This window comes from Paractinoplanes deccanensis (assembly GCF_016862115.1).
Classification (GTDB): Bacteria; Actinomycetota; Actinomycetes; order Mycobacteriales; family Micromonosporaceae; genus Actinoplanes; species Actinoplanes deccanensis.
Genome location: NZ_BOMI01000038.1, coordinates 1 through 19881, shown reverse-complemented (window position 1 = coordinate 19881; position 19881 = coordinate 1). Strand labels below are relative to the sequence as shown.

The window sequence follows — 19881 nt, the reverse complement described above, 5'->3', positions numbered from 1 at the left end:
CCGGCACCCGGTTCAGCCCCCGAGCAGCGCCGCCTCCGGTGCTTGCGCGATCTCGCGGGCGACCCGCACGAACGCGGCCACCTCGAGCGAGCGCGACGCGGCCGGCCAGGCGACCTTCAGCGTCACCGGCTCCAGCCCCTCGACCGGGCGAAAGGCGGTGCCGGGCCGGGGAAAGCGCCGCGCCACCCAGTCCGGCAGGAACCAGACGATGCCACCCACCTCCACCAGGTTGAAGATCTGCGAGAGGTCGAGCGGGCGCGCGGGCGCCGACGCCATGCGGCCCTGCGAGGCGTCCGTTCCGTCCGGCAGCTTCCGGCCCGCCAGATCGGGCAGACGCAGGACGGTACGCGCGGCCAGCGGATCGGCCGCCGCCAGCGCCACCACGGCCGGACCGGTCACCAGCGGCTCGGTGTCCAGCCCGCGCTCGTCGAACGGCCCCGGCAGCAGCGCCACGTCCGCGCGTCCGTCGTGCAGCGCCGGCACCTGCTCGCCGCGCCCGCCGAGCATGAGCTCCACCGGCATCACGTCGTAGGCGTCGAGGAGGCGCGGCAGCAGCCCGGCGTCGTAGTCGGCCTTGAGCGCCAGCCGCAGCGTGCGGGCCGGCTGCCCGGCCCGGCGCGCCCGGCGCTGGGCGGCGGCGACCGCGTCGAGGGCCACCCGCGCGTCGGCCAGCAGCGTCTCGCCGGCCGGGGTCAGCGCGACCTGGCGGGTGGTGCGGATCAGCAGCTGGACGCCGAGCTGGCGCTCCAGCTCGCGGATGGCCCGCGACAGCGGCGGCTGGGCCATGCCGAGCCGTTCGGCCGCGCGCCCGAAGTGCCGCTCCTCGGCCACCGCCACGAAGTAGCGGAGCTGCCGCGTCTCCAGGTCACTCATACCACCACGGTATCAATCCGGACTGAGCTGGTCTTTCCGCTTTGCGCCCCGGCCGCGTTGACTCGAAGCATGATCGTTGTTACGGCTCCCACCGGCCAGATCGGTGGCCAGGTGGTCCAGAACCTGCTCGACGCGGGCGCGCCGGTGCGCGTCATCGCCCGCGACCCCGCCCGCCTCGCTCCCGGCGTCGCCGGCCGGGTCGAGGTCGTCCCCGGCTCCCACGGCGATCCGGCCGTCGTGGCCGCGGCCTTCGCCGGCGCCGACGCCGTCCTGTGGCTCGTGCCCGCCGACCCACGCGCCGCCTCCGCCGACGAGGCCTACTCCGGTTTCGCCCGCCCCGGCATCGAGGCCTTCACCGCCCGGGGCGTCGGCCGCGTGGTCGGCATCTCGGCCCTCGGCCGTGGCACCCCGGTCGCCGCGCGCGCCGGCCACGTCACCGCCACGCTGGCCATGGACGACCTGATCGCGGCGACCGGCGTGCCCTACCGCGCGCTGGCCATGCCGTCCTTCATGGACAACATCGGCTGGCAGGCGAAACCGATCGTGGAGCAGGGCGTGCTCCGCGGCCCCTACGTGCCCGACCGCCCGTTGCCGACCGTCGCCACCCGCGACATCGCCGCCGTCGCCACCCGGTTCCTGCTCGACACCGGCTGGACCGGCGCCGAGGAGGTGCCCGTCCTCGGCCCCGAGGACCTGACCTGGGACGAGACGGCCGCGGTCATCGCCGATGTCCTGGGCCGCCCGGTCCGCTACGAGCAGACCCCCGCCGGCGCCTTCAAGGACTCGATGATCGCCAACGGCTACTCGGAGGCGATGGCCCAGGCCATGCTCGACATGGCCCTGGCCAAGAACGCCGGCCTCGACAACGGCGTGCCCCGCACTCCCGCGAACACCACCCCCACCACCCTCCGGCAGTGGACCCTCGACGTCCTCGCCCCCTTGAAAGGCAGCCATATGGCTGCCTGATCGTTGGAGCCCTTCGTCTACACGACCTCCATCAGGACCACGCCCGAACGCCTGTGGCAGGCGCTCACCGATCCGGCCTACACGGCCGCTACTGGGGCGTGACCTCCGAGACCGACTGGCGGCCCGGATCCCCCAGGACGTGGATCGAGCGCGGCCGGCCCATCGCCGACGCCGAGCAGGTGGTGCTGGAGTCGGAGCCGGGCCGGCCCCGATCGCCGGCCTCAAGACGTTGCTGGAGACGGGCGAGCCGCTGCCCGAGCCGGCCTGAGTCATTCGACCGTGACGGACTTGGCCAGGTTGCGGGGCTGGTCGACGTCGTGGCCGCGGGCGGCGGCGATCTCGCAGGCGAGGATCTGCAGCGGCACCGTGGTCATCAGCGGGGCCAGCAGCGCGGGCGTCGGCGGCACGGGGATCAGGGCGTCCGCGTACGGGCGTACCGCCTCGTCGCCCTCCTCGGCGATCACGATGGTGCGGGCGCCGCGGGCGCGGACCTCCTGGATGTTGGAGACGACCTTGTCGTGCAGGACGCCGCCGGGGGAGGGGACCACGCAGATCACCGGGGTCGCGTCGTCGATCAGGGCGATCGGGCCGTGCTTCAGCTCGCCGGCGGCGAAGCCCTCGGCGTGCATGTAGGCGAGCTCCTTCAGCTTCAGGGCGCCCTCCAGGGCCACCGGGAAGCCGACGTGCCGGCCGATGAAGAGCACCTGCGGCGCCGCGGACAGGTCGCGGGCCAGCTTGCGAACCGGGTCCATGGTGTCGAGCAGGGCGGTCAGCTGGGCGGGCGCGGCCTGGAGGTGGCGGGTGACCTCGGCGGGGTCCATCGTTGCGCGCTCCTGGGCGAGCCGCAGGCCGGCGAGGTATCCGGCGACGAGCTGGGTGAGGAACGCCTTGGTCGACGCGACGGCGATCTCCGGGCCGCCGTGGGTGTAGAGCACCGCGTCGGACTCGCGCGGGATGGTGGAGCCGTGGGAGTTGCAGATGGCCAGCACCCGGGCGCCCTGCTCCTTGGCGTGCCGCAGCGCCATCAGCGTGTCCATGGTCTCGCCGGACTGGCTGATCGCGATCACCAGCGTCCCGGGTCCCAGGATCGGGTCGCGGTAGCGGAACTCGCTCGCCGTCTCGATCTCGCAGGGGACGCGGGCCCACTGCTCGATCGCGTACTTCGCGACCATGCCGGAGTGGTACGCGGTGCCGCACGCGACCACGTACACCTTGTCGACGTCGCGCAGGTCCAGGCCGCCGAGGTCGAGGTCGACCAGCCCGTCCGCGGTGAGCCGCCCGCGCAGGGTGTCGGCGACGGCCCGCGGCTGCTCGGCGATCTCCTTGAGCATGAAGTAGTCGTGGCCGCCCTTCTCGGCGGCGGACAGGTCCCAGTCGATGCGGTAGTCGGTGCCGGTCGCGGGAACGCCGTCGAAGCCGGTGATCTCGATGCCCTCCGGGGTGATCAGCACGACCTGGTCCTGGCCCAGCTCGATCGCGTCGCGGGTGTGCTCGATGAACGCCGACACGTCGCTGGCGAGGAAGTTCTCGCCGTTGCCGCGGCCGACGACCAGCGGCGAGTTGCGGCGGGCGCCGGCCACCGCGCCGGGGGTGTCCGCGTCGACGGCGAGCAGCGTGAACGCGCCCTCCAACCGGCGCGAGACCCGGCGCATCGCCTCGGCCAGCGCCTGCGGTCCGGTGACGCGCTCGTGCCGTACGGCCGCCAGCTCCGCCGCCAGCAGGTGCGCCGCCACCTCGGTGTCGGTGTCGCTGACCAGCCGGACCCCGTCGGCCTCCAGCGCGGCGCGCAGCCGGGCGAAGTTCTCGATGATGCCGTTGTGGATCACGGCGACGCGCCCGGCCACGTGCGGGTGCGCGTTGCGGTCGGTCGGGCCGCCGTGGGTGGCCCAGCGGGTGTGCCCGATGCCGATGGGCCCGTCCGGGAAGCCCTCGGCGAGCGCCTTCTCGAGGTGGACGAGCTTGCCCGCCCGCTTCTCGGTGTGCAGCCGCCCGCCGTCGACGACCGCCACGCCGGCCGAGTCGTAGCCGCGGTACTCCAGGCGCCGCAGGCCGTCCATCACGATTTCCAAGGCCGGCCGCTCGCCGGCGTATCCCACGATTCCGCACATGCAGGCGACGGTAGAAGCGTGATCCGGCGCTGCGTCTGTGCGCAGTCCATGCGTTCGCTATGAAGGCCGGGGACCGTCCCCGGTCGGGAGCTGCTGGCCGATCAGCGCGTTGAGGCCGCCTGTGCGCCGCAGCTTCTGCCAGCCGAGGCGGATGCCGCGGATCGCCGAGAGCATCGACTGGATCAGCACGAGATACATGAGCTGGCGGTAGACGAACTGCTGGAGCGGCATCCGCCACAGCGGGCGCATCGACTCCTTGTCGAGCCGGAAGGCGTACATGGTGCTGAGCAGTTGGAGGAGCAGCACGCCCAGCCAGGCGGCGAGGGTCAGCAGCGGGTCCAGGAAGATCAGGCCGTACACCAGGAACACGTCGATCAGCGGCGAGAGCAGCGGCATCAGGGTTTGGAAGAGGGCCAGGTTGAGCAGTCCGCGCCGGCCGAACTTGCCGCCCGGGCCGCGCTCGAAGAGGGCACGGCGGTGCTTCCACATCGCCTGCATCGTGCCGTAGCTCCAGCGGTAGCGCTGCTTCCACAGCTGCGCCATGGTCGAGGGCGCCTCGGTCCAGGCGCGCGAGCGGTCCTCGTAGACGACCCGCCAGCCGGCCCGGATGATCGCGATGGTCAGGTCGGTGTCCTCGGCCAGCGTGTCCTCGCTCAGGCCGTTCACCTGCTCCAGGGCCTCGCGCCGGAACGCGCCGATCGCGCCGGGCACGGTGGCCATGCAGTGCATGATGTCGTACGCGCGGCGGTCGATGCTGAAGCCCACCACGTACTCGATGTGCTGCCAGATCGGGATCATGCCCGTGCGGTTGGCGACCTTGGCGTTGCCCGCGACCGCGCCGATGCCGGTGTCGGCGAACGGCTGCACCAGCAGCGCCACGGTCTCGGGCTCGAAGACCGTGTCGCCGTCCATCATCACGACGACGTCCGTGCCGGCGTGCGCGATGCCGTTGTTGAGCGCCGCCGACTTGCCGCCGTTCGGCTGCCTGATCACCGTGACGTTGCGGTGGCCGAGCGACTCGGCGATGTCCGCGGTGCCGTCGGTGGAGCCGTCGTCGATCACGATGATCTTGATCGGGTGGGTCGACCGGACCAGGGAGCCCAGCGTGTCGGCGATCATCTCCTTCTCGTTGTACGCCGGGACGAGCACCGTCACGGGCTCCGTGTAGGGCGGGCCCCACCCCGCGCTGTCCTTCTTGCGGAACCGCCGCGCGTGCCGCCGCGCCAGTCCCAGCATCAGCAGCAACCGCAGGATCATCAGCACGCCGAGCACCAGCAGCAGCGTCGCGAACCAGTCCGTGATCTTCTGGGCCACCTGCACCGCGCCGACGATGCCGAGCCCGTAGACCCGCTCGTCGGTGGTGGCCTTGGGGTTGACCGTCGACATCCCGGTCAGCGCCGTGATCGTGGTGAACGAATATCCCTCGTTCTTGAGGTACGGGATCACCGACTCGAGCGCGGTGGCCGTCTTGGACCGGTCGCCGCCGCCGTCGTGGAACAGCAGGATGGCACCCGCGTCGTCGTCGGGCAGCACGGCGTCGATGATGTCCTGGGTCGTGGTGTCCGGCTCCCAGTCCCGGCTGTCCAGGTCGTTGACGACCGTCAGATAGCCCTTCTCGCCCATCTCGGCCATCACCGACCAGGTCGGGTTGTCCAGCGCCGCCACCGTCGACGAGTACGGCGGCCGGAAGATCACGCTGGAGACGTTCGCCGCTCCGGCGAGCGCGAACTGCGTCTCCGACATCTCGACGTCCCGCCGCCACTGCGACTTCGTCGACATCTCGGGGTGGGTGAAGGTGTGGATGCCGATCTCGTGACCGGCGTCCTTCACCTGCTTCGCGATCGACGGGTACCGGCTGATCTCCGAGCCGATCTGGAAGAACACGCCCGGCACGTCGTACTTGTCGAGGACCTCGAGGATCTCGGGGGTGTACTCCGGGCTCGGGCCGTCGTCGAAGGTCAGCACGATCTTGTTGTCCGGCACGGTGACCGTGGTCGTGGTGGTGCCGTCGGTCTGGATGATCGGGCCGCCGGTCAGCGCCGCGTCGGGCACCTCGCCGGTCTCCGACGTCGACTCCGCGGCGCCGTCCTGGGTGAACTCGCCCGTCACGAGCCCGTTCACGAGCAGGATGCTGGCGAACAGGCCGAGCACGACGACGAGCAGGATCCAGCGCGGCTGGGGGACGCGAATACGCCGCCGAGCGCGGGCCGGCGGTGTTTCTTTCGACGTTTCGACGGACACGATTCAGCGTACTTATGCCTTGTGCTCCGATTTCACGAATTGCCGATATGGGTGCGCCGCGCAATGGGATAGTGCGAGAGTGTCCGCCCGAATGGCATTCGCCTCTGCCGTCACTCTGGTATGCGTTGCCGCGTGCTCCTCGTCGTCGGATGATCCGGGCACCTCGGTCACGGCCTCCCCGTCGTACGCCGGCTCCCCGCCCGCCGTGGCGCCGTACGTCGACATCGTCAGCGGCACTGCCGACATCAGCGCGATCGCCTCCGCGACCGGCCAGAAGGACTTCACGCTCGCCTTCGTGCTGGCCGACAGCTCCGGCTCGTGCACGGCCACCTGGGGCGGCAAGACGGCCCTCGACGACAGCACGGTCGCCGCCTCGATCGCCGAGATCACCGCGGCGGGCGGCACCCCCGTCGTCTCCACCGGCGGTGCCAGCGGCACCTATCTGGAGACCGCCTGCACCTCGGCCGACGACCTGGCGGCCCAGTACGAGGCCGCCCTCGACCAGGCCGGCAGCAACTTCCTCGACGTGGACATCGAGCAGACGGTCACCGCCGCCACGGTCGTGAAGGCGCTGAGCACGCTCCAGGCCGCCCGGGGCACCTCGATCACCCTGACCGTGCCGGTCGGCGGCACCGTGCTCGGCCTCACCGACGCGAGCATCGCGCTGCTCCAGGCCGCCGAACAGGCCGATCTGGAGGTCACCGTCAACGCGATGACGATGAACTTCGACGGCGGCACCGCCGGCTGGGGCACGGCGATGACCACGGCCGCCGAGGCGGTCAAGGACGACGTCGCCTCGGTCTGGACCGGCAAGAGCGACACCGAGATCTACGGCATGCTCGGCGTCACCCCGATGATCGGCACCAACGACTCCTACGCCACCACCACGGTCGCCGACGCCACGACCCTGCTCGACTGGGCCGAGGAGAAGGGCCTGGCCTTCGTGCGCTTCTGGTCGGTCAACCGGGACAACGACGGCTGCCCGGACGGCACGGTGAGCGCCACGTGCAGCGGCATCGCGCAGACGGACTACGCCTTTACGACCTTGTTCGCCACATTCACCACGTGATGTCGGCAGCACGCAGAGTTGCGTTGCTCACACGGTGACTTCGGGGCACACAGCCGGCACACAGATCGGCTAGCCTGAGCGGCCGCCGGCCTGGGGCGTGCGGCCGTCGTCAGCAGGTGCAGACCTGCCGTTCCGCGTGATCGAAAGGCTTCGTCGTCCCATGAGCACGATCGCGGACCCACCCCGGTCCACAGTGGAAGAGCGGCCGCCGGCCCAGACGGCGCAGACGCCGCGCGGATCCACCCTCCGCCGGGTGGGCGGCCACGTGCTGGCGCTCGCCGGCTACCTGTCGCTGTCGATCTACGTGATGAGCCGGCTGCTCGCCGACCCGAGCAACCGCCTGCTGGCCGCGAACATGCCCGACCACCACCTGTTCGTCTTCTTCATGGCGCACGCCGAGCGGGTCGTCTTCGACGGGGCCTCGCCGCTCTGGTCCGACCGGCTCAACGCGCCGGACGGCGTCAACATGATGGCCAACACGTCGATGCTGGCGGCCGGCATCCCGCTGTCGCCGATCACCCACTGGTTCGGCCCGGGAGTGTCCGCCGCGGTGCTCGCCGTCGCCGGGTTCGCGGGCACCGCCGCGGCCTGGTACTGGCTGCTCAACCGCCTGGGCCTGAGCCGGACGGCGGCCTGGATCGGTGGCCTGTGGGCCGCGTTCGCCCCCGGCTTCATCTCGCAGGCCGGCGGGCACCTCAACTTCATCTCCAGCTATGTGCTGCCGTTCATCGTCTGGCAGGTGATCCGGCTGCGGGAGCCCGGCCGAGCGGTCCGCGGCGGCGTCACCCTGGCCGTCCTGGTGGTCATCCAGATCTTCCTGAACGAGGAGCTGCTGCTCTTCACGGCGATGGTCCTCGGCCTGATCACCGTGGTCTACGTGGTGGCCCGGCCGGCCCTCGTCCGCGAGGAGGGCCGGCGCTTCGTGACCGGGCTGCTGGTCGCGGCCGCGGTCGCGGGAGCCGCGGTGGCCTACCCGCTCTGGTTCCAGTTCGCCGGGCCGGGTCACTACCGGGGGCAGCCGTTCGAGATCGACCAGTACGCGACCTCGCTCGGCGCGATCGTGGCGTACCCCGGGCTCTCCATCGCCGGCGACCAGTCGCTCGCCCGGCAGCTGAGCGGCAGCATCACCGAGGCGAACACGTTCTGGGGCGCCGGCGCCTGCGTCATGATCATCGTCTCGGTGGTGCTGCTCCGGCGCTCGCTGATCGCCCGGGCGATCGCTGTCGCCGCGCTGGTGATGCTCGTCCTGTCGCTGGGCAGGCACTTCCGGCTGACCGCCGAGCCCGGCACGGTGCCCGCGCCGCTGGGCTGGGTCCGTCACCTGCCGCTGTTCGACACGGTCACCGTCCCGCGGTACGCGCTGCCCGCGACCGTCCTCGTCGGCCTGCTCCTCGCGTTCGGCGTCGACCGCGCCCGCTCGCTGCGGGTGCGGGGCGGCCGCGTCGCCTTCGCCGGTGGCATGGCCGCGGCCCTGGTCCCGCTCTTCCCGTTGCCCCTGCCGACCATCACGGCGGCGCCGTTGCCACCGTTCTTCACCGAGCGCATGTACCGGCCCTACGTGACCGACGGCGGCAGCGTGCTGACCGTGCCGCTCCCCGACCACTTCAATCAGGGCATCGACGGCATGCGGGTGGTGTCCATGTCCGGCCTGGAGTTCCGGGCGCCGCGCGGCTACTTCATGGGCCCGCACAACCCACCCGAGGACATCACCGGCGCGTGGGAACCGCCGCGGCGCTACACCAGCGATCTGCTCGTCCGGGTCAACGACCGCGGGAAGGGACCCAAGCTGACGCCCGCGGAGATCCAGAGCGTGCGGGACGACCTGCGCTATTGGGAGACCTCGCTGGTGGTGGTCCTGCCGTATTCCTGGAGCCGCAGCGCCGTGCGAGACACGCTGACCGAGGTGCTCGGGCCGCCGCGCCAGGCGGGCGAGTGCTTCTTCTGGGACGTTCGCTACCTGAAGTCGTGACGGCGTCAGGAGGCCGACGACGAGGCCGACGCGGTCGCGGACGCGGTGGCGCTCGCGGTCGCCGAGGTGGAGACCGTCGCCTTGGTGGAAAGGCCTGAATCGGAGGCCTGCACGACGCTGGCGCCCACAACGGCCATGTAAAGGGTGGCGAAAAGGGCGACGAAAAAGCCGAGAACGCCGACCAGGCGCTTGCGCCGCCCGGTGGAGTCGACAAATACCTGGGTTGCGGCGGATTCGGCGGGGACGACGGCGGAGCGAATCATCGTCAACTGTTTCCTTTCGGCGGGAGCGTTGCTCGGTACACCGAAAAGGTAAATGCCGAAGTTGAGGCGTTCGCTGTACGAAGCCTAAGCCGTTCCTATGGAAAAACGGCGACATCACGCTGAGTAGCCGTAGGGTCATGCTGAGGGAGGGGCGGCCGCGCGACGGCGACCGCCGCTCATGACGGTGGGTGAGACTTGGGCAGCGGCGCCCGGTTCCACCAGAGCGAGAGGCCCACCCCGGCAAAGACCAGCAATACGCCCGCCAGAACGAACCACGCCGACACCTCGACCTCCTGCTTGCGCAGGTTGAATTCGCGCGGCAGATCGGTCAGCACGTCCACCAGCTGATCGGCGTCCTCGGCCCGGAAGTATTTGGCGCCGGTCACGTCGGCGACCTTTGTCAGGGCCTCCTCGTCGATCTCCTGATTGCGGCCCATGCCGCGCCCGCCACCGCCGCCGAAGCGGCCGCCGCCGAACGGGGAATCGCCGCCGATCTGGTCGGCCGTGCAGACCATGGGCGCCGGTTCGGTCGTGCCGAAACCGATCGTGTAGACGCGCACCTTGCGGGCCGCCGCCTGCTCGGCGGCGGTCACCGGGTCGACGCCGGTCGTGTTGGAGCCGTCGGTCAGCACCACGATGGTGTCCGGCTCGTAGTCGCCGGGCTGCGCCGGTGTGGCCGGGGCCGCCAGCTCCGAGCCGGTCTTCGCGACGTTCGGGTTGCCCTCGGCGATCGCGTCGATCGACGTCAGGATCGCCTGGCCGATCGCCGTGCCGCGAGCCGTGCGCAGCGTGCCGATCGCGTCGAGCAGCGCGTCCTTGTCGGTGGTCGGCGCCACCAGCAGGCCGGCGATGCCGGAGAAGGCCACCAGCCCGATCCGCGTGCCGTCCTGCTGCTCCTCGATGAACTTGCGGGCCGCGTCGGTCGCCACCGAGAACCGGTTGGGCTGCACGTCGGTCGAGCACATCGAGCCGGACACGTCGATGGCGAGCAGGATCGACGTGCTGTTCGACGGCACCGACACCGTCGCCTGCGGGCGGGCCATGCCCAGCGCCAGCGGCAGCAGCCCGGCGAGGAAGAGCCAGGCCGGGACGCGGCGCTTCCAGGAGGTGCGCCCGGGCAGGGCGGCCCGGATCACCGCGACGCTCGAGACGGTGACGGCGGTCCGCTTGCGGCGCCTGGTGAGCCACCAGCGGGCCGCGAGCAGCAGCGGCACGGCCAGCAGCGCGAGCAGCGCCCACGGCCAGCTGAACGACATCAGACGATCCTTCCGTGCCAGCGGGTGCCGAGCAGCGCGCCGAGCATGAGCAGCAGCAGCGCGGCACCGGCGAACGGCCCGGTCAGCTCGACCGGCTCCTTCTTGGCGGTCAGCCGCAGGTCGATCGACTTGGTCGTCTCGGACACGGCCGCCGCGTCGCCGGCCGGGTGGTACGAGCCGCCGGTGACCTGGGAGATGGTGGTGAGCACCTGCTCGTCGAGCCGGGTGCCGAGCTGGAAGCCGTCCACCTCGACGGTCGCGCCCTTGGCCGTGCCCACGCCGACCGTCTGGATGCGCACGCCCGCGGCGGCCGCCAGCTCGGACGCCGCCTCGACGTCCGGCCCGCCGGTCTCCTGCCCGTCCGAGAAGACGACCATGGTGGCGGACGGCCAGTAGCCGAGGTCCTGCGTGGTGGGCGCGGCGCCGTCGGCGGGCAGCGCGACCGGCTTGCCGGTGATGGTGCCGAGCCCGACCAGGATCGCCTGGCCCAGCGACGTGCCGCCGCTCGCGGAGAGCCGGCCGATCGCGGCGATCGCGGCGTTGTGGTCGTCCGTCGGCGCCTGGGTGAGCAGCGCCTGGTCGCCGAAGACGAGCACGCCCACGTCGACCGTGTCGGGCTGGTCCTCGACGAAGTCCTTCGCCGCCTGCTGCGCCGCGGCCAGCCGGGTCGGGGTGACGTCGGTGGCGCGCATGCTGTTCGACACGTCGAAGGCCAGCAGCACCGTCCCGGAGACCCGCGGCACGCTCAGCTCGGCCTGCGGCCGGGCCAGGCCCACCAGCAGGACCGGCAGGGCGATCAGGATCAGGGCGTACGGCAGGTGACGGCGCACCGCCGAGCCGCGCGAGACCAGGCCGGCGAAACCGGCCGCGGCCAGCGCCGCGCTGCGGCGCCGCTGGAGCGCGACGTAGCCGGCGACCGCCGCCGCCGTGACGACCACCGCGGCGATCAGGACCAGGGGATAGAGGAAGCTCATCGGCGCCCCCGCCCGGAGGTGCGGACCATCTCGATCAGCGCCGCCAGCATGTCCTGGTCGGTGGTGACCCGGTGGGCGGCGACGCCGGCCTTGCGCATGCCCTCGGCGACCTGGTCCTCGCGAGCGGTGACCTGGGTGGCGAGGCGGCCGCGCAGCAGCGGGTCGCTGGTGTCGACGAGCAGCTGCTCGCCGGTCTCGGCGTCCTCGACCAGGATCAGGCCGACGTCGGGCAGCTCCATCTCGCTGGGGTCGACGACGCGGATCACCACGACCTCGTGCCGGTGGGTGAGCATCGCCAGCGCGCGCTCCCAGCCCGGCTCGGCGATGAAGTCCGACATCACGAAGATCAGGCTGCGGCGGCGCGCGGTGGTCAGCGCGGCCAGCTTGAACATCTCGGACAAGTCGGTGACCGACGACGATTTCTCCGGCACGGCGGTCAGCGACCGCGTGATCCGCAGAATCTGGTCGCGGCCCGGCCGGGGCGGGATGATCTCGTGTCTGCCGTTGTCGAACAGCACGGCACCGACCCGGTTGCCGCCCTGCGACACCAGGCGGGCCAGGCTGATGGCGAGCTCGGTGGCGACGGAGTCCTTGCCGCCGCCGCGGCCGAACCGCATCGACGCCGACCGGTCGACCACCAGCCACGCGGTGAGCTCGCGGTCCTCGGTGTACTGCCGGATGTACGGCTCGTCGAGCCGGGCGGTGACGTTCCAGTCGATGTGCCGGACGTCGTCCTGGAGCACATAGGCGCGCAGGTCGGTGAAGTCGATGCCGGTGCCGTGCCACACCGTGCGGTAGGCGCCCTGGAGGCGGCCGTCGAGGCGGCGGCCGAGCCGCCACTCCAGGCGCCGCAGCAGCCGGTCCGGAGGGGTGGTCATGGCTCAGCGGCCCCGGCCGGCGGGCTCCGGGATCGCGACGTTCGCCAGGATCTTGGAGAGGATCAGGTCGGGCGTCACCTCGTCGGACAGCGCCTCGTAGGACAGCACCATGCGGTGCCGCATCACGTCGAGGGCCAGGTCGGTCAGGTCTTCCGGCACCACGTACTCGCGGCCGCGGATGTAGGCGAGCGCCCGGGCGGCGAGCACCAGGCTGATCGAGGAGCGCGGGCTGGCGCCGAAGGTGACGTAGCGGGCCAGGTCGGTGAGGCCGACGCGGGCGGGGTCGCGGCTGGCGTGCGCGAGGCTGACGGCGAACTCGATCAGCGATGGGTCGACGTACACCCGATCGGCCTCCTCTTGCAGCCCCACCAGCGACTCGGGATCGATGATCTTCTGGATGACCGCGGCCCGTTGCAGGGCGCGCTCGACCACCACGAACTCCTCGGTGGCGCTGGGGTAGCCGACGAGGACCTTCATCATGAAGCGGTCGACCTGGGCCTCGGGCAGCGGATAGGTGCCCTCGGTCTCGATCGGGTTCTGCGTCGCCATGACCAGGAACGGGTTGGGCACCTTGTGGGTCTCGCGGCCGATGGTGACCTGGCGCTCCTGCATGACCTCGAGCAGCGCCGACTGGACCTTGGCGGGGGCGCGGTTGATCTCGTCGGCGAGCAGCAGGTTGGTGAAGACCGGCCCGAGCTGCACCTGGAACTCGCCGGTGGGCTGGTGGTAGACGCGGGTGCCGACGATGTCGGCGGGCACCAGGTCGGGGGTGAACTGCACCCGGTGGAAGTCGCCGCCGATCGCCTCGGCGAGCGACTTGACCGCGAGGGTCTTGGCGAGGCCGGGCACGCCCTCGACCAGGATGTGCCCGCGCGAGAGCAGGGCCACGAGGAGCCGTTCGAGCAGGATGTCCTGGCCCACGATGGTCTTCTTGACCTCGTAGAGCACCTTTTCGATCGGCCCGGCCGAGGCCGCCGGGGCGTCGGTCCAGTTGTAGGGGCCGCGTGCCGGCTGGTTCATGCGTCCGTCCTTGTCAGAGAGGGGGTGCTTGCCCGTCGCCCTCGCCGGCGCCGAGGGCGGCGCCGATGGGGACGGCGAAGCCGATGCCGATGAAGGTGCCCGCGTCGGTCGGGTTGGCGAGCGCGACCACGACGCCGACCACCTGGCCCTGGTCGTTGATCAGCGGCCCGCCCGAGCTGCCCGGGTTGACCGCCGCGTCGAACTGGATGAGCCCGGCGATGTCGCCGCCCCGGTCGCGCGAGAGGGTGCGCTCCAGGCCGGAGACGACCCCGCTGGTGGTGGTCGCGGTGAGGCCGAGCGGGTTGCCGATCGCCACCACGTCGTCGCCGACCGCCGCGCCGCCGCCGAGCACGGCCGGCACGACGGTCTCCGGCAGCTTCGCGGGGGTGAGGGTCGCGATGTCCTGCTCGGGGGCGGAGCTCGCGAGCTGTGCGGCCGTCTCGCTGCCGTCGGCGTACGAGATCTGAATGGTCTTGGCGCCCTCGACCACGTGATAGGCCGTGAGGATGGTGCCGTCGGCGTTGATGATGAAGCCCGTGCCGCTGTCGGCGCCGGCGCTGCTGCCGCCGGCCTTGATGAGCACTACCGACGGGCGCAGTGCCTGATAGACCTCGGGCACGGTCAGCGGCCCCGTCGGGGCGGAGGGTGACGGCGCGGGCCGGGGAGCGGCGGCCGGCTGCTCGGGCGAGCGGAAGAGCACGACCGCGGTGATCGCCACGGCCCAGACCGCGACCGCACCGATCAGGACCTTGCGGCCCGGCACCTTCGGCAGCGAGATCTTCCTCTTCGCCGGCGGCGGCTCGGGCGCGGCGTCCGGCGGTCGCAGAACTTCCATCACGGCACACCCGCAACAGTCATCTCTCGACTCTAGGAGCGCTTTCTCAAAATCCGCTAAGAGCTTGCGCCGCTTTTCATAAGGCGTTTCACCTCCCGGTACGGGGGCAATCCGGTCTTATGTCGTACGCCGCCCGAAGCCCGCACACCGCGCACCGCTGGCTCGCCCTCCTCGCCTTCGGCGCGGCCGTCTTCGTCGCCGCGGCGATCGGCGCGCTCGGCGTCTCGGGCACGTCCGCCGAGTACAACGGCCTGGAGCAGCCCGCCTGGGCGTCGCCGTCCTGGTTGTTCGGGCCGGTGTGGACGGTGCTCTACGCGATGATCGCGGTGGCCGGCTGGCTGGTCTGGCAGCGCGTGGGCCTCGCCGCGCCGATCTGGCTCTACGCCGCCCAGCTCGTGCTCAACGCGATCTGGACGCCGTTGTTCTTCGGCGCCGGCCAGTACGGCCTGGCCTTCGCCGACATCGTCGTGCTCTGGGCCCTGATCGGCGCCACGGTCGTCGCCTTCTGGCGGGTGCGCCGCGGCGCCGCCCTCCTGCTGCTGCCGTACTGGGCGTGGGTCACCTACGCGAGCGCCCTCAACCTGGCCATCTGGCAGCTCAACTGAGGGCGGACAGCAGGCCGGCCTCGTCGGCGAGCGCGCCGTCCTGGCCCAGCGCCCGAAAATCGGCCGCCACCTCGCCGCGACTCAGCACACCGTCGCGAACCGCCCGATAACGGACCATGTGCCAGACGAAGACGTCGAGATTGGCGAACCGGGTGCCCTCCTCGACGACCTCCTCCTCGTGGAACCACACGGCGACCTGCCCGTTGGTGAGGACCACGTAGTAGTTGCCGCCGCCGTCCGCGCCGATCGAGTAGACGTCGTCGTCGGACAGCTCGGTCTCGTAGCCGGAGTCGAGGATCCCGCAGCCGTTCCCGGCGAAGTCGAACCCGTACGACCAATCGGCGATGTCGCAGATGTCGGGCATCGTCCCGGACCGCACGCGACGGTCGAAGGCGGCGAGCGAAGCCGCGTCCGCCGGCGCGAGGCGGGCGAGGAAGGGCTCGACCGGTTTGGCGCCGGTGACGACGGCGGTCTCGGCGTGGGGAAGGAAACGGTCCAGGTCAGCGCCGAGATCGCGCTCGACGTACCCGGTCAGGGAGGCGACGGTGGGAGGCACCGGCGGATCTTAGCGACAACGATGCATATCGAAACAGGTGCCAACTTCGCTCTGTGTCTTCCATAAGGTGCCTTCGTCACAGCATGATGATCGCGGTGACACTATGAGTGAAGAGCACCTGCCTCCGAGTGTGCTGGCCGAGATCGGGAGCCCGATCCGGGAGAGCCGCCTGTCCGCCGTGGAGCAGCTGGCCGAGCTCGCGTGGGGCGCCGACCTCGCGGCGGCCGCCGCCGCCCGGCAGGCACTTCAGGGGATGATGGACGACGACAGCCGCAGCGTCTCCGCCGCCGCGGCCGCGGCCCTGGAGCGCACCGCCGTGCGCCTCGACCCCGACCGCATCGACTTCGGCGTGGTCGCGGCCGAGACGCCCCGCCTCGTCGCCGACGTGCGCGTCGAGGGCCCGCCACTCGCGCTCGCGGGCGCCACGGTCACCGTCTCGGGTCCCGGCCTGCGGGCCATGCTCACCGACCGCCAGCTGCGGATCATGTGGCTGCCCCGCTCCGACTGGCTCGACGGATCGGTCACCGTCCGGGGCCCGGCCGGCTGGGCCGACGTGCGGGTGACCGGCCAGGTCGCCGCCGCGATCGCCATGGAGCGCGTGCCCGCCGAGCCGGTCGCCGGCGTGCGGACCTACGACGGGGTGTCCGGCTACGGCGGCTACGGCCCGGCCCGGCTCACCGTGCTGCCCCCGCCGCCACCGCCCCCGCGCCGCCAGATCGGCACCACCGTGCTGGTCGCCATCCTCACCACGCTCGTCGTGCTGGGCGGCGCCGGCGTCGCGATGGCCCTGCTCAACGACGGCCAGGACCCGCCCGCCCAGCAGGTGGTCGCGGGGCCCACCGAGGAGCTGCCCGCCGTCGAGTCGGTCGGCCCCGCCGCGCCGGCCTCGCCTAAGGTCACCCGCGTGCCGCTCGGCCAGCGCGTCCGCAGCGTCGCCAAGCCCGCCGTGGCCGGCACGGTCCGCGTGGGCACCGAGCCCGAGGGCGTCACCGTCTCGCCCGACGGCCGCACGGTCTATGTCGCCAACCAGGACTCGCACATCCTCTCGATCATGGATGTGCCGAGCCGCAAGGTCGCCTCGGTGCAGCTGCGCAACACGCCCCGCTTCGTCACCACGTCCCGCGACGGCCGGCTCGTCTTCGTGTCCATGTACGAGGACGACAAGCGCACCGGCAGCGGCGTCGCCGTCGTGGACGCGCGCACCCGTCAGGTCGTCCGCTACCTGCAGACCGGCCTTCAGCCGTACACGTTGTCGGTGGGTCCCGACGGCGACCTCTGGGTGCCGATCCACAGCGAGGGCCGGGTCGAGGTCTTCGCGGCCGGCAGCCTCCGGATGATCGCCAACATCACCGTGCCGCCCAACCCGCACGCCGTCGGCTTCTCCGCCGACCTCGGCCGGGCGTTCACCGCCAACCACGAGTCCAACCAGGTCTCCGTCATCGACATGCGGACCAACCGGCTGCTCCGGACCATCGACGTGAGCCGCGCGCCGCACAGCATCGCGGTCTCGCCGGACGGCCGGGTCGTGCTGGTGGCGGGCTACGAGGCGCACACGGCCGACCTCATCGACGCGAACACGCTGCGCCGCAGCGGGCCGTTCAAGGTCGGGCGCGACCCGCAGAGCGTCGCCGTCGCGCCGGACGGCCGGCACGCGTACGTGGTGAACGAGGGCGACAACACGGTGACCGTGCTCAACACGACCACCGGCGCCACCGCCGCCACCGTGCGGGTCGGCGGCAGCCCGCGCACCATCGCGGTGGCGCCCGACGGCCGCTTCGCCTACATCTCCAACGGCAAGGACCACACGCTCACGGTGCTGCGGGTGGGGGAGTGAGCCGGCGCGACCGCACCGCCGGCGAGGTGCTCGTGCGGCGGCTCTTCACCGAGCACGGCGCGGCGCTGCTGGCGTACGCCTCGAGGTTGCTCGGCGACCACAACGAGGGTGCCGAGGTGGTCCGCGAGACGCTGGTGCGAGCCTCGTACGCTGCCGACCGCGCCGAGCTCTTCACCATCGCGCGCGATCTCGCCGTGGAGCGGCTGCGGGCCCGTCCCCGGGCGGCCGCCGTGCCACCCGCCGGCAACCTGGAGCTGCTGCGCGCGGTCGAGGCGCTGCCGCGCGAGGAGCGCGACGTGCTGAACGCCCTCTACTTCCAGGGGCGCAACGTCAAGGAGGCGGCCACCTCGCTCGGCGTTCCGGCCGAGGCCGTGAAGACCCGCAGTCGCCAGGCGCTGCTCCGGTTGCGCGAGGCCTCGTCGTGAGCGCGCACGCGACGGATCAGCTCGGCGCGTACGCCCTCGGCGTCCTCGACGACGACGAGTGGGCCGCCGTGCACGCGCACGTGGAGGGCTGCGAGACGTGCCGGCGCGAGGTGGGTGAGCTGCGCGCCACCGAGGAGCTGCTCGGCGAGGTGCCGCCCGAGGCGTTCCTCGACGGGCCGCCGCAGGGTGGCGATCTGCTGTTGCAGAGGACCCTCCAGCAGGTACGGGAGGAGGGCGCCGCCCGCGAGCGACGGCGCCGCGTGCTGTGGTCGCTGGTGGCCGCGCTGGTCGCGATCGCGGCCCTCGGCGGCGGCGCCTGGGCCGGGCGCAGCTCGGCGCCGTCCGCATCGGCCGCCGCCGCGCCCCCGCCGTCCCCGGTCTCCACGCCGCCCGCGGTCTCCGGCGCGTCCACCAACGAGGCCACGGGCGCGAGCATGAACGTCACCGTGCGCCCGGCGGCCGGCTGGGTGCGGCTGAGCGCCACCGTCGGCGGCGTTCCCACGGGCGAGCAGTGCCGCCTCTACGTCGTGGCGAAGGACGGCTCCCGCCAGCTCGCCGGCAGCTGGCTCGTCTCCGAGGCGGGCGCCTCCGCGGGCACCACCATGGACGGAAGCGCCCTGGTCGCGCCGGCCGACGTGTCGGCCGTGGAGGTCGAGACGTACGGCGGCAAGCCCCTGGTCCGCGTCGACCTGTAGTTGGTCTTGGGCCAGCTCTCGCGCTCGCTTACTTCGACGCATATCATCAGAGCGTGATTGCTCGAATACGAAGCGTCACTTTTCCCTTCGGCAGGGGGTGGCTGACGTGACCACCGCCGGTTGGGTCGCCCTGGGCATCACCGTCTTCGGCTCGCTCTGCTACGCGACCGCCTCGATCCTCCAGGCCGTCGGCGCCCGCCGCAGCGTCGGCACCGTGCGCACGATGGCCCACCCGCTCTACCTGCTGGGCATCCTCTTCGACATCCTCGCCTGGATCGGCGCCATGATCGCCCTGCGCGAGCTGGCCGTCTACGTCGTCGAGTCGATCCTCGCCGGCTCCCTCGCCATCACCGTGCTGGTCGCCCGCTTCGCCCTCGGCTGCCACCTGCGCAAACGCGACTCGTTCGCGATCGTCGTCACGATCGCGTCGCTCAGCTTCCTGGCCCTCTCCGCCGGCCCGCAGGACGAGGTGCACACGACGGACGAGCTACGCTTCGCCCTCTGCGCCGCCGCGATGGTGATGGTGCTGGTCGGCTGGGGCGCCGCCAAGGTGCAGGCCCCCGGCGGCCTCATCGCCGCGTTCGCCGGCCTCTCCCTCGGCGGCGCCGCCCTGATCGGCCGCTCCCTGCCGGTGCCCGAGGGCCTCAGCGCCGGCCAGACGGCCCTGGCGATCGTCACCGAGCCGCTCACGCTGGCCCTGCTCACCTTCGCCGCGACCGGCATGATGCTCTACGCCCACGCCCTCCAGCACGGCGACGTCGGCCCGGTCACCGCGATCCACTGGACGGCCGAGGTCTGCGCCCCCTCGGTGGTGGCGATGGCCTTCCTGGGCGACACGGTCCGCGAGGGCTGGCTGCTCCCCGCCGCCATAGCCGGCGCGGCCACCATCATGGCCGCGGTGGTCCTGGCCACGGCCCCCGCCACCCACGTCACGGCAAAGCCCGAGGAGAGCGCCGCCCAGGCCGCCCTGCCCCAGACGGTGCGCGTCGCCCTGCCGGCCCCCGAGATCCCGTCGTGGGTCCGCCCCCTCGGCGAAAAGGTCATCTGGTGGGGCGCGCCCCCGATCTGGCGCCCGCCGAACAGAAGCCACCCGATCGAGCCGTCCTATCGGGCGGAGCCCCTCGAGCCGCTGTACCGCGACCGGGCGTCCCGGCGCAGTCATCCGGGGGTGCCCGCTTACGGGTATCCGATGGCGCCAGCCCTTCAGGGGCACCCGGCGGCGGCCACCTATCGAGCCGATCCGGCGGCGGCCCCAGACGGTTACCCGATCGCGCCGGCTTCTTACGGCCAGCCTGTTGGGCCGGCTTCTTACGG

General features: G+C 72.0%; 18 protein-coding genes. 8 read left to right on the top strand and 10 right to left on the bottom strand.

Going from position 1 to position 19881, the window contains the following annotated elements:
• Positions 1-12 precede the first annotated feature (12 nt).
• On the bottom strand, positions 13-873 hold the full coding sequence (locus Ade02nite_RS12120; protein WP_203761706.1) for a LysR family transcriptional regulator: 861 nt from the start codon (positions 871-873) through the stop codon (positions 13-15).
• A gap of 69 nt (positions 874-942) precedes the next feature.
• On the opposite strand from Ade02nite_RS12120, the gene Ade02nite_RS12115 reads away from it, so the two are divergent.
• Entirely contained in the window at positions 943-1839 is an 897-nt protein-coding gene (locus Ade02nite_RS12115; RefSeq protein WP_203761705.1) for an NmrA family NAD(P)-binding protein, read from the top strand.
• Between the two features lie 269 nt (positions 1840-2108).
• Here the strand turns inward: Ade02nite_RS12115 and glmS are convergent, their stop codons facing one another.
• Both glmS and Ade02nite_RS12105 read right to left on the bottom strand, forming a co-directional pair.
• On the bottom strand, positions 2109-3947 hold the full coding sequence (gene glmS, locus Ade02nite_RS12110; protein WP_203761704.1) for a glutamine--fructose-6-phosphate transaminase (isomerizing): 1839 nt from the start codon (positions 3945-3947) through the stop codon (positions 2109-2111).
• 57 nt (positions 3948-4004) lie between these two features.
• Positions 4005-6188, bottom strand: a complete 2184-nt coding sequence (locus tag Ade02nite_RS12105; protein WP_203761703.1) for a bifunctional polysaccharide deacetylase/glycosyltransferase family 2 protein — start codon at positions 6186-6188, stop codon at positions 4005-4007.
• Between the two features lie 91 nt (positions 6189-6279).
• Here Ade02nite_RS12105 and Ade02nite_RS12100 point away from each other — a divergent pair, with 91 nt between their 5' ends.
• Both Ade02nite_RS12100 and Ade02nite_RS12095 read left to right on the top strand, forming a co-directional pair.
• Entirely contained in the window at positions 6280-7257 is a 978-nt protein-coding gene (locus tag Ade02nite_RS12100; protein WP_203761702.1) for a glycoside hydrolase family 18 protein, read from the top strand.
• 160 nt (positions 7258-7417) lie between these two features.
• Positions 7418-9226 (top strand): DUF6311 domain-containing protein, encoded by a 1809-nt coding sequence (locus tag Ade02nite_RS12095; RefSeq protein WP_203761701.1) that lies wholly within the window; start codon positions 7418-7420, stop codon positions 9224-9226.
• 5 nt (positions 9227-9231) lie between these two features.
• Here the strand turns inward: Ade02nite_RS12095 and Ade02nite_RS12090 are convergent, their stop codons facing one another.
• The 6 genes from Ade02nite_RS12090 to Ade02nite_RS12065 all read right to left on the bottom strand — a co-directional run bounded on the left by Ade02nite_RS12090 (position 9232) and on the right by Ade02nite_RS12065 (position 14452).
• The gene (locus Ade02nite_RS12090) at positions 9232-9489 is read right to left on the bottom strand and encodes a hypothetical protein (RefSeq protein WP_203761700.1); all 258 of its coding nucleotides are present in this window, start codon (positions 9487-9489) and stop codon (positions 9232-9234) included.
• 176 nt (positions 9490-9665) lie between these two features.
• Positions 9666-10745, bottom strand: a complete 1080-nt coding sequence (locus Ade02nite_RS12085) for a VWA domain-containing protein (RefSeq protein WP_203761699.1) — start codon at positions 10743-10745, stop codon at positions 9666-9668.
• The gene (locus Ade02nite_RS12080) at positions 10745-11719 is read right to left on the bottom strand and encodes a VWA domain-containing protein (RefSeq protein WP_203761698.1); all 975 of its coding nucleotides are present in this window, start codon (positions 11717-11719) and stop codon (positions 10745-10747) included. Before Ade02nite_RS12080 ends, Ade02nite_RS12085 begins: the two co-directional genes overlap by 1 nt.
• A complete protein-coding gene (locus Ade02nite_RS12075; RefSeq protein WP_203761697.1) occupies positions 11716-12597 on the bottom strand; it encodes a DUF58 domain-containing protein in 882 nt (293 codons plus the stop codon). Before Ade02nite_RS12075 ends, Ade02nite_RS12080 begins: the two co-directional genes overlap by 4 nt.
• A gap of 3 nt (positions 12598-12600) precedes the next feature.
• A complete protein-coding gene (locus tag Ade02nite_RS12070) occupies positions 12601-13617 on the bottom strand; it encodes an AAA family ATPase (RefSeq protein ID WP_203761696.1) in 1017 nt (338 codons plus the stop codon).
• Positions 13618-13630: 13 nt separating this feature from the next.
• Positions 13631-14452 (bottom strand): S1C family serine protease, encoded by an 822-nt coding sequence (locus Ade02nite_RS12065; RefSeq protein ID WP_203761695.1) that lies wholly within the window; start codon positions 14450-14452, stop codon positions 13631-13633.
• A 119-nt stretch (positions 14453-14571) separates the two neighbouring features.
• On the opposite strand from Ade02nite_RS12065, the gene Ade02nite_RS12060 reads away from it, so the two are divergent.
• Positions 14572-15057: a TspO/MBR family protein gene (locus tag Ade02nite_RS12060; RefSeq protein ID WP_203761694.1), complete on the top strand. Its 486-nt coding sequence runs from the start codon at positions 14572-14574 to the stop codon at positions 15055-15057.
• Here the strand turns inward: Ade02nite_RS12060 and Ade02nite_RS12055 are convergent.
• Positions 15050-15613: a hypothetical protein gene (locus tag Ade02nite_RS12055; protein ID WP_203761693.1), complete on the bottom strand. Its 564-nt coding sequence runs from the start codon at positions 15611-15613 to the stop codon at positions 15050-15052. The genes Ade02nite_RS12060 and Ade02nite_RS12055 overlap by 8 nt on opposite strands.
• 103 nt (positions 15614-15716) lie before the next feature.
• Between Ade02nite_RS12055 and Ade02nite_RS12050 the strand changes: the two genes are divergently transcribed.
• The 4 genes from Ade02nite_RS12050 to Ade02nite_RS12035 all read left to right on the top strand — a co-directional run.
• The gene (locus tag Ade02nite_RS12050) at positions 15717-17447 is read left to right on the top strand and encodes a YncE family protein (RefSeq protein ID WP_203761692.1); all 1731 of its coding nucleotides are present in this window, start codon (positions 15717-15719) and stop codon (positions 17445-17447) included.
• Complete coding sequence (locus Ade02nite_RS12045) at positions 17444-17872, top strand: sigma factor-like helix-turn-helix DNA-binding protein (RefSeq protein ID WP_203761691.1); 429 nt, start codon at positions 17444-17446, stop codon at positions 17870-17872. Before Ade02nite_RS12050 ends, Ade02nite_RS12045 begins: the two co-directional genes overlap by 4 nt.
• Positions 17869-18567 carry an anti-sigma factor family protein gene (locus Ade02nite_RS12040; RefSeq protein WP_203761690.1) on the top strand — a complete coding sequence of 233 codons (699 nt, stop codon included), beginning with the start codon at positions 17869-17871 and terminating at the stop codon, positions 18565-18567. The genes Ade02nite_RS12045 and Ade02nite_RS12040 overlap by 4 nt, the downstream gene beginning before the upstream one ends.
• 106 nt (positions 18568-18673) lie before the next feature.
• Positions 18674-19881, top strand: a 1208-nt coding sequence (locus Ade02nite_RS12035) for a hypothetical protein (RefSeq protein WP_203761689.1), incomplete at its 3' end; no start/stop codon positions are given.

Excerpts from the sequence above, each read along its gene's own strand:
- Ade02nite_RS12120 (WP_203761706.1), bottom strand. The coding sequence starts at position 873 with ATGAGTGACCTGGAGACGCGGCAGCTCCGCTACTTCGTGGCGGTGGCC.
- Ade02nite_RS12115 (WP_203761705.1), top strand. The coding sequence starts at position 943 with ATGATCGTTGTTACGGCTCCCACCGGCCAGATCGGTGGCCAGGTGGTC.
- glmS (WP_203761704.1), bottom strand. The coding sequence starts at position 3,947 with ATGTGCGGAATCGTGGGATACGCCGGCGAGCGGCCGGCCTTGGAAATC.
- Ade02nite_RS12100 (WP_203761702.1), top strand. The coding sequence starts at position 6,280 with ATGGCATTCGCCTCTGCCGTCACTCTGGTATGCGTTGCCGCGTGCTCC.
- Ade02nite_RS12095 (WP_203761701.1), top strand. The coding sequence starts at position 7,418 with ATGAGCACGATCGCGGACCCACCCCGGTCCACAGTGGAAGAGCGGCCG.
- Ade02nite_RS12090 (WP_203761700.1), bottom strand. The coding sequence starts at position 9,489 with ATGATTCGCTCCGCCGTCGTCCCCGCCGAATCCGCCGCAACCCAGGTA.
- Ade02nite_RS12085 (WP_203761699.1), bottom strand. The coding sequence starts at position 10,745 with ATGTCGTTCAGCTGGCCGTGGGCGCTGCTCGCGCTGCTGGCCGTGCCG.
- Ade02nite_RS12080 (WP_203761698.1), bottom strand. The coding sequence starts at position 11,719 with ATGAGCTTCCTCTATCCCCTGGTCCTGATCGCCGCGGTGGTCGTCACG.
- Ade02nite_RS12075 (WP_203761697.1), bottom strand. The coding sequence starts at position 12,597 with ATGACCACCCCTCCGGACCGGCTGCTGCGGCGCCTGGAGTGGCGGCTC.
- Ade02nite_RS12070 (WP_203761696.1), bottom strand. The coding sequence starts at position 13,617 with ATGAACCAGCCGGCACGCGGCCCCTACAACTGGACCGACGCCCCGGCG.
- Ade02nite_RS12065 (WP_203761695.1), bottom strand. The coding sequence starts at position 14,452 with ATGGAAGTTCTGCGACCGCCGGACGCCGCGCCCGAGCCGCCGCCGGCG.
- Ade02nite_RS12060 (WP_203761694.1), top strand. The coding sequence starts at position 14,572 with ATGTCGTACGCCGCCCGAAGCCCGCACACCGCGCACCGCTGGCTCGCC.
- Ade02nite_RS12050 (WP_203761692.1), top strand. The coding sequence starts at position 15,717 with ATGAGTGAAGAGCACCTGCCTCCGAGTGTGCTGGCCGAGATCGGGAGC.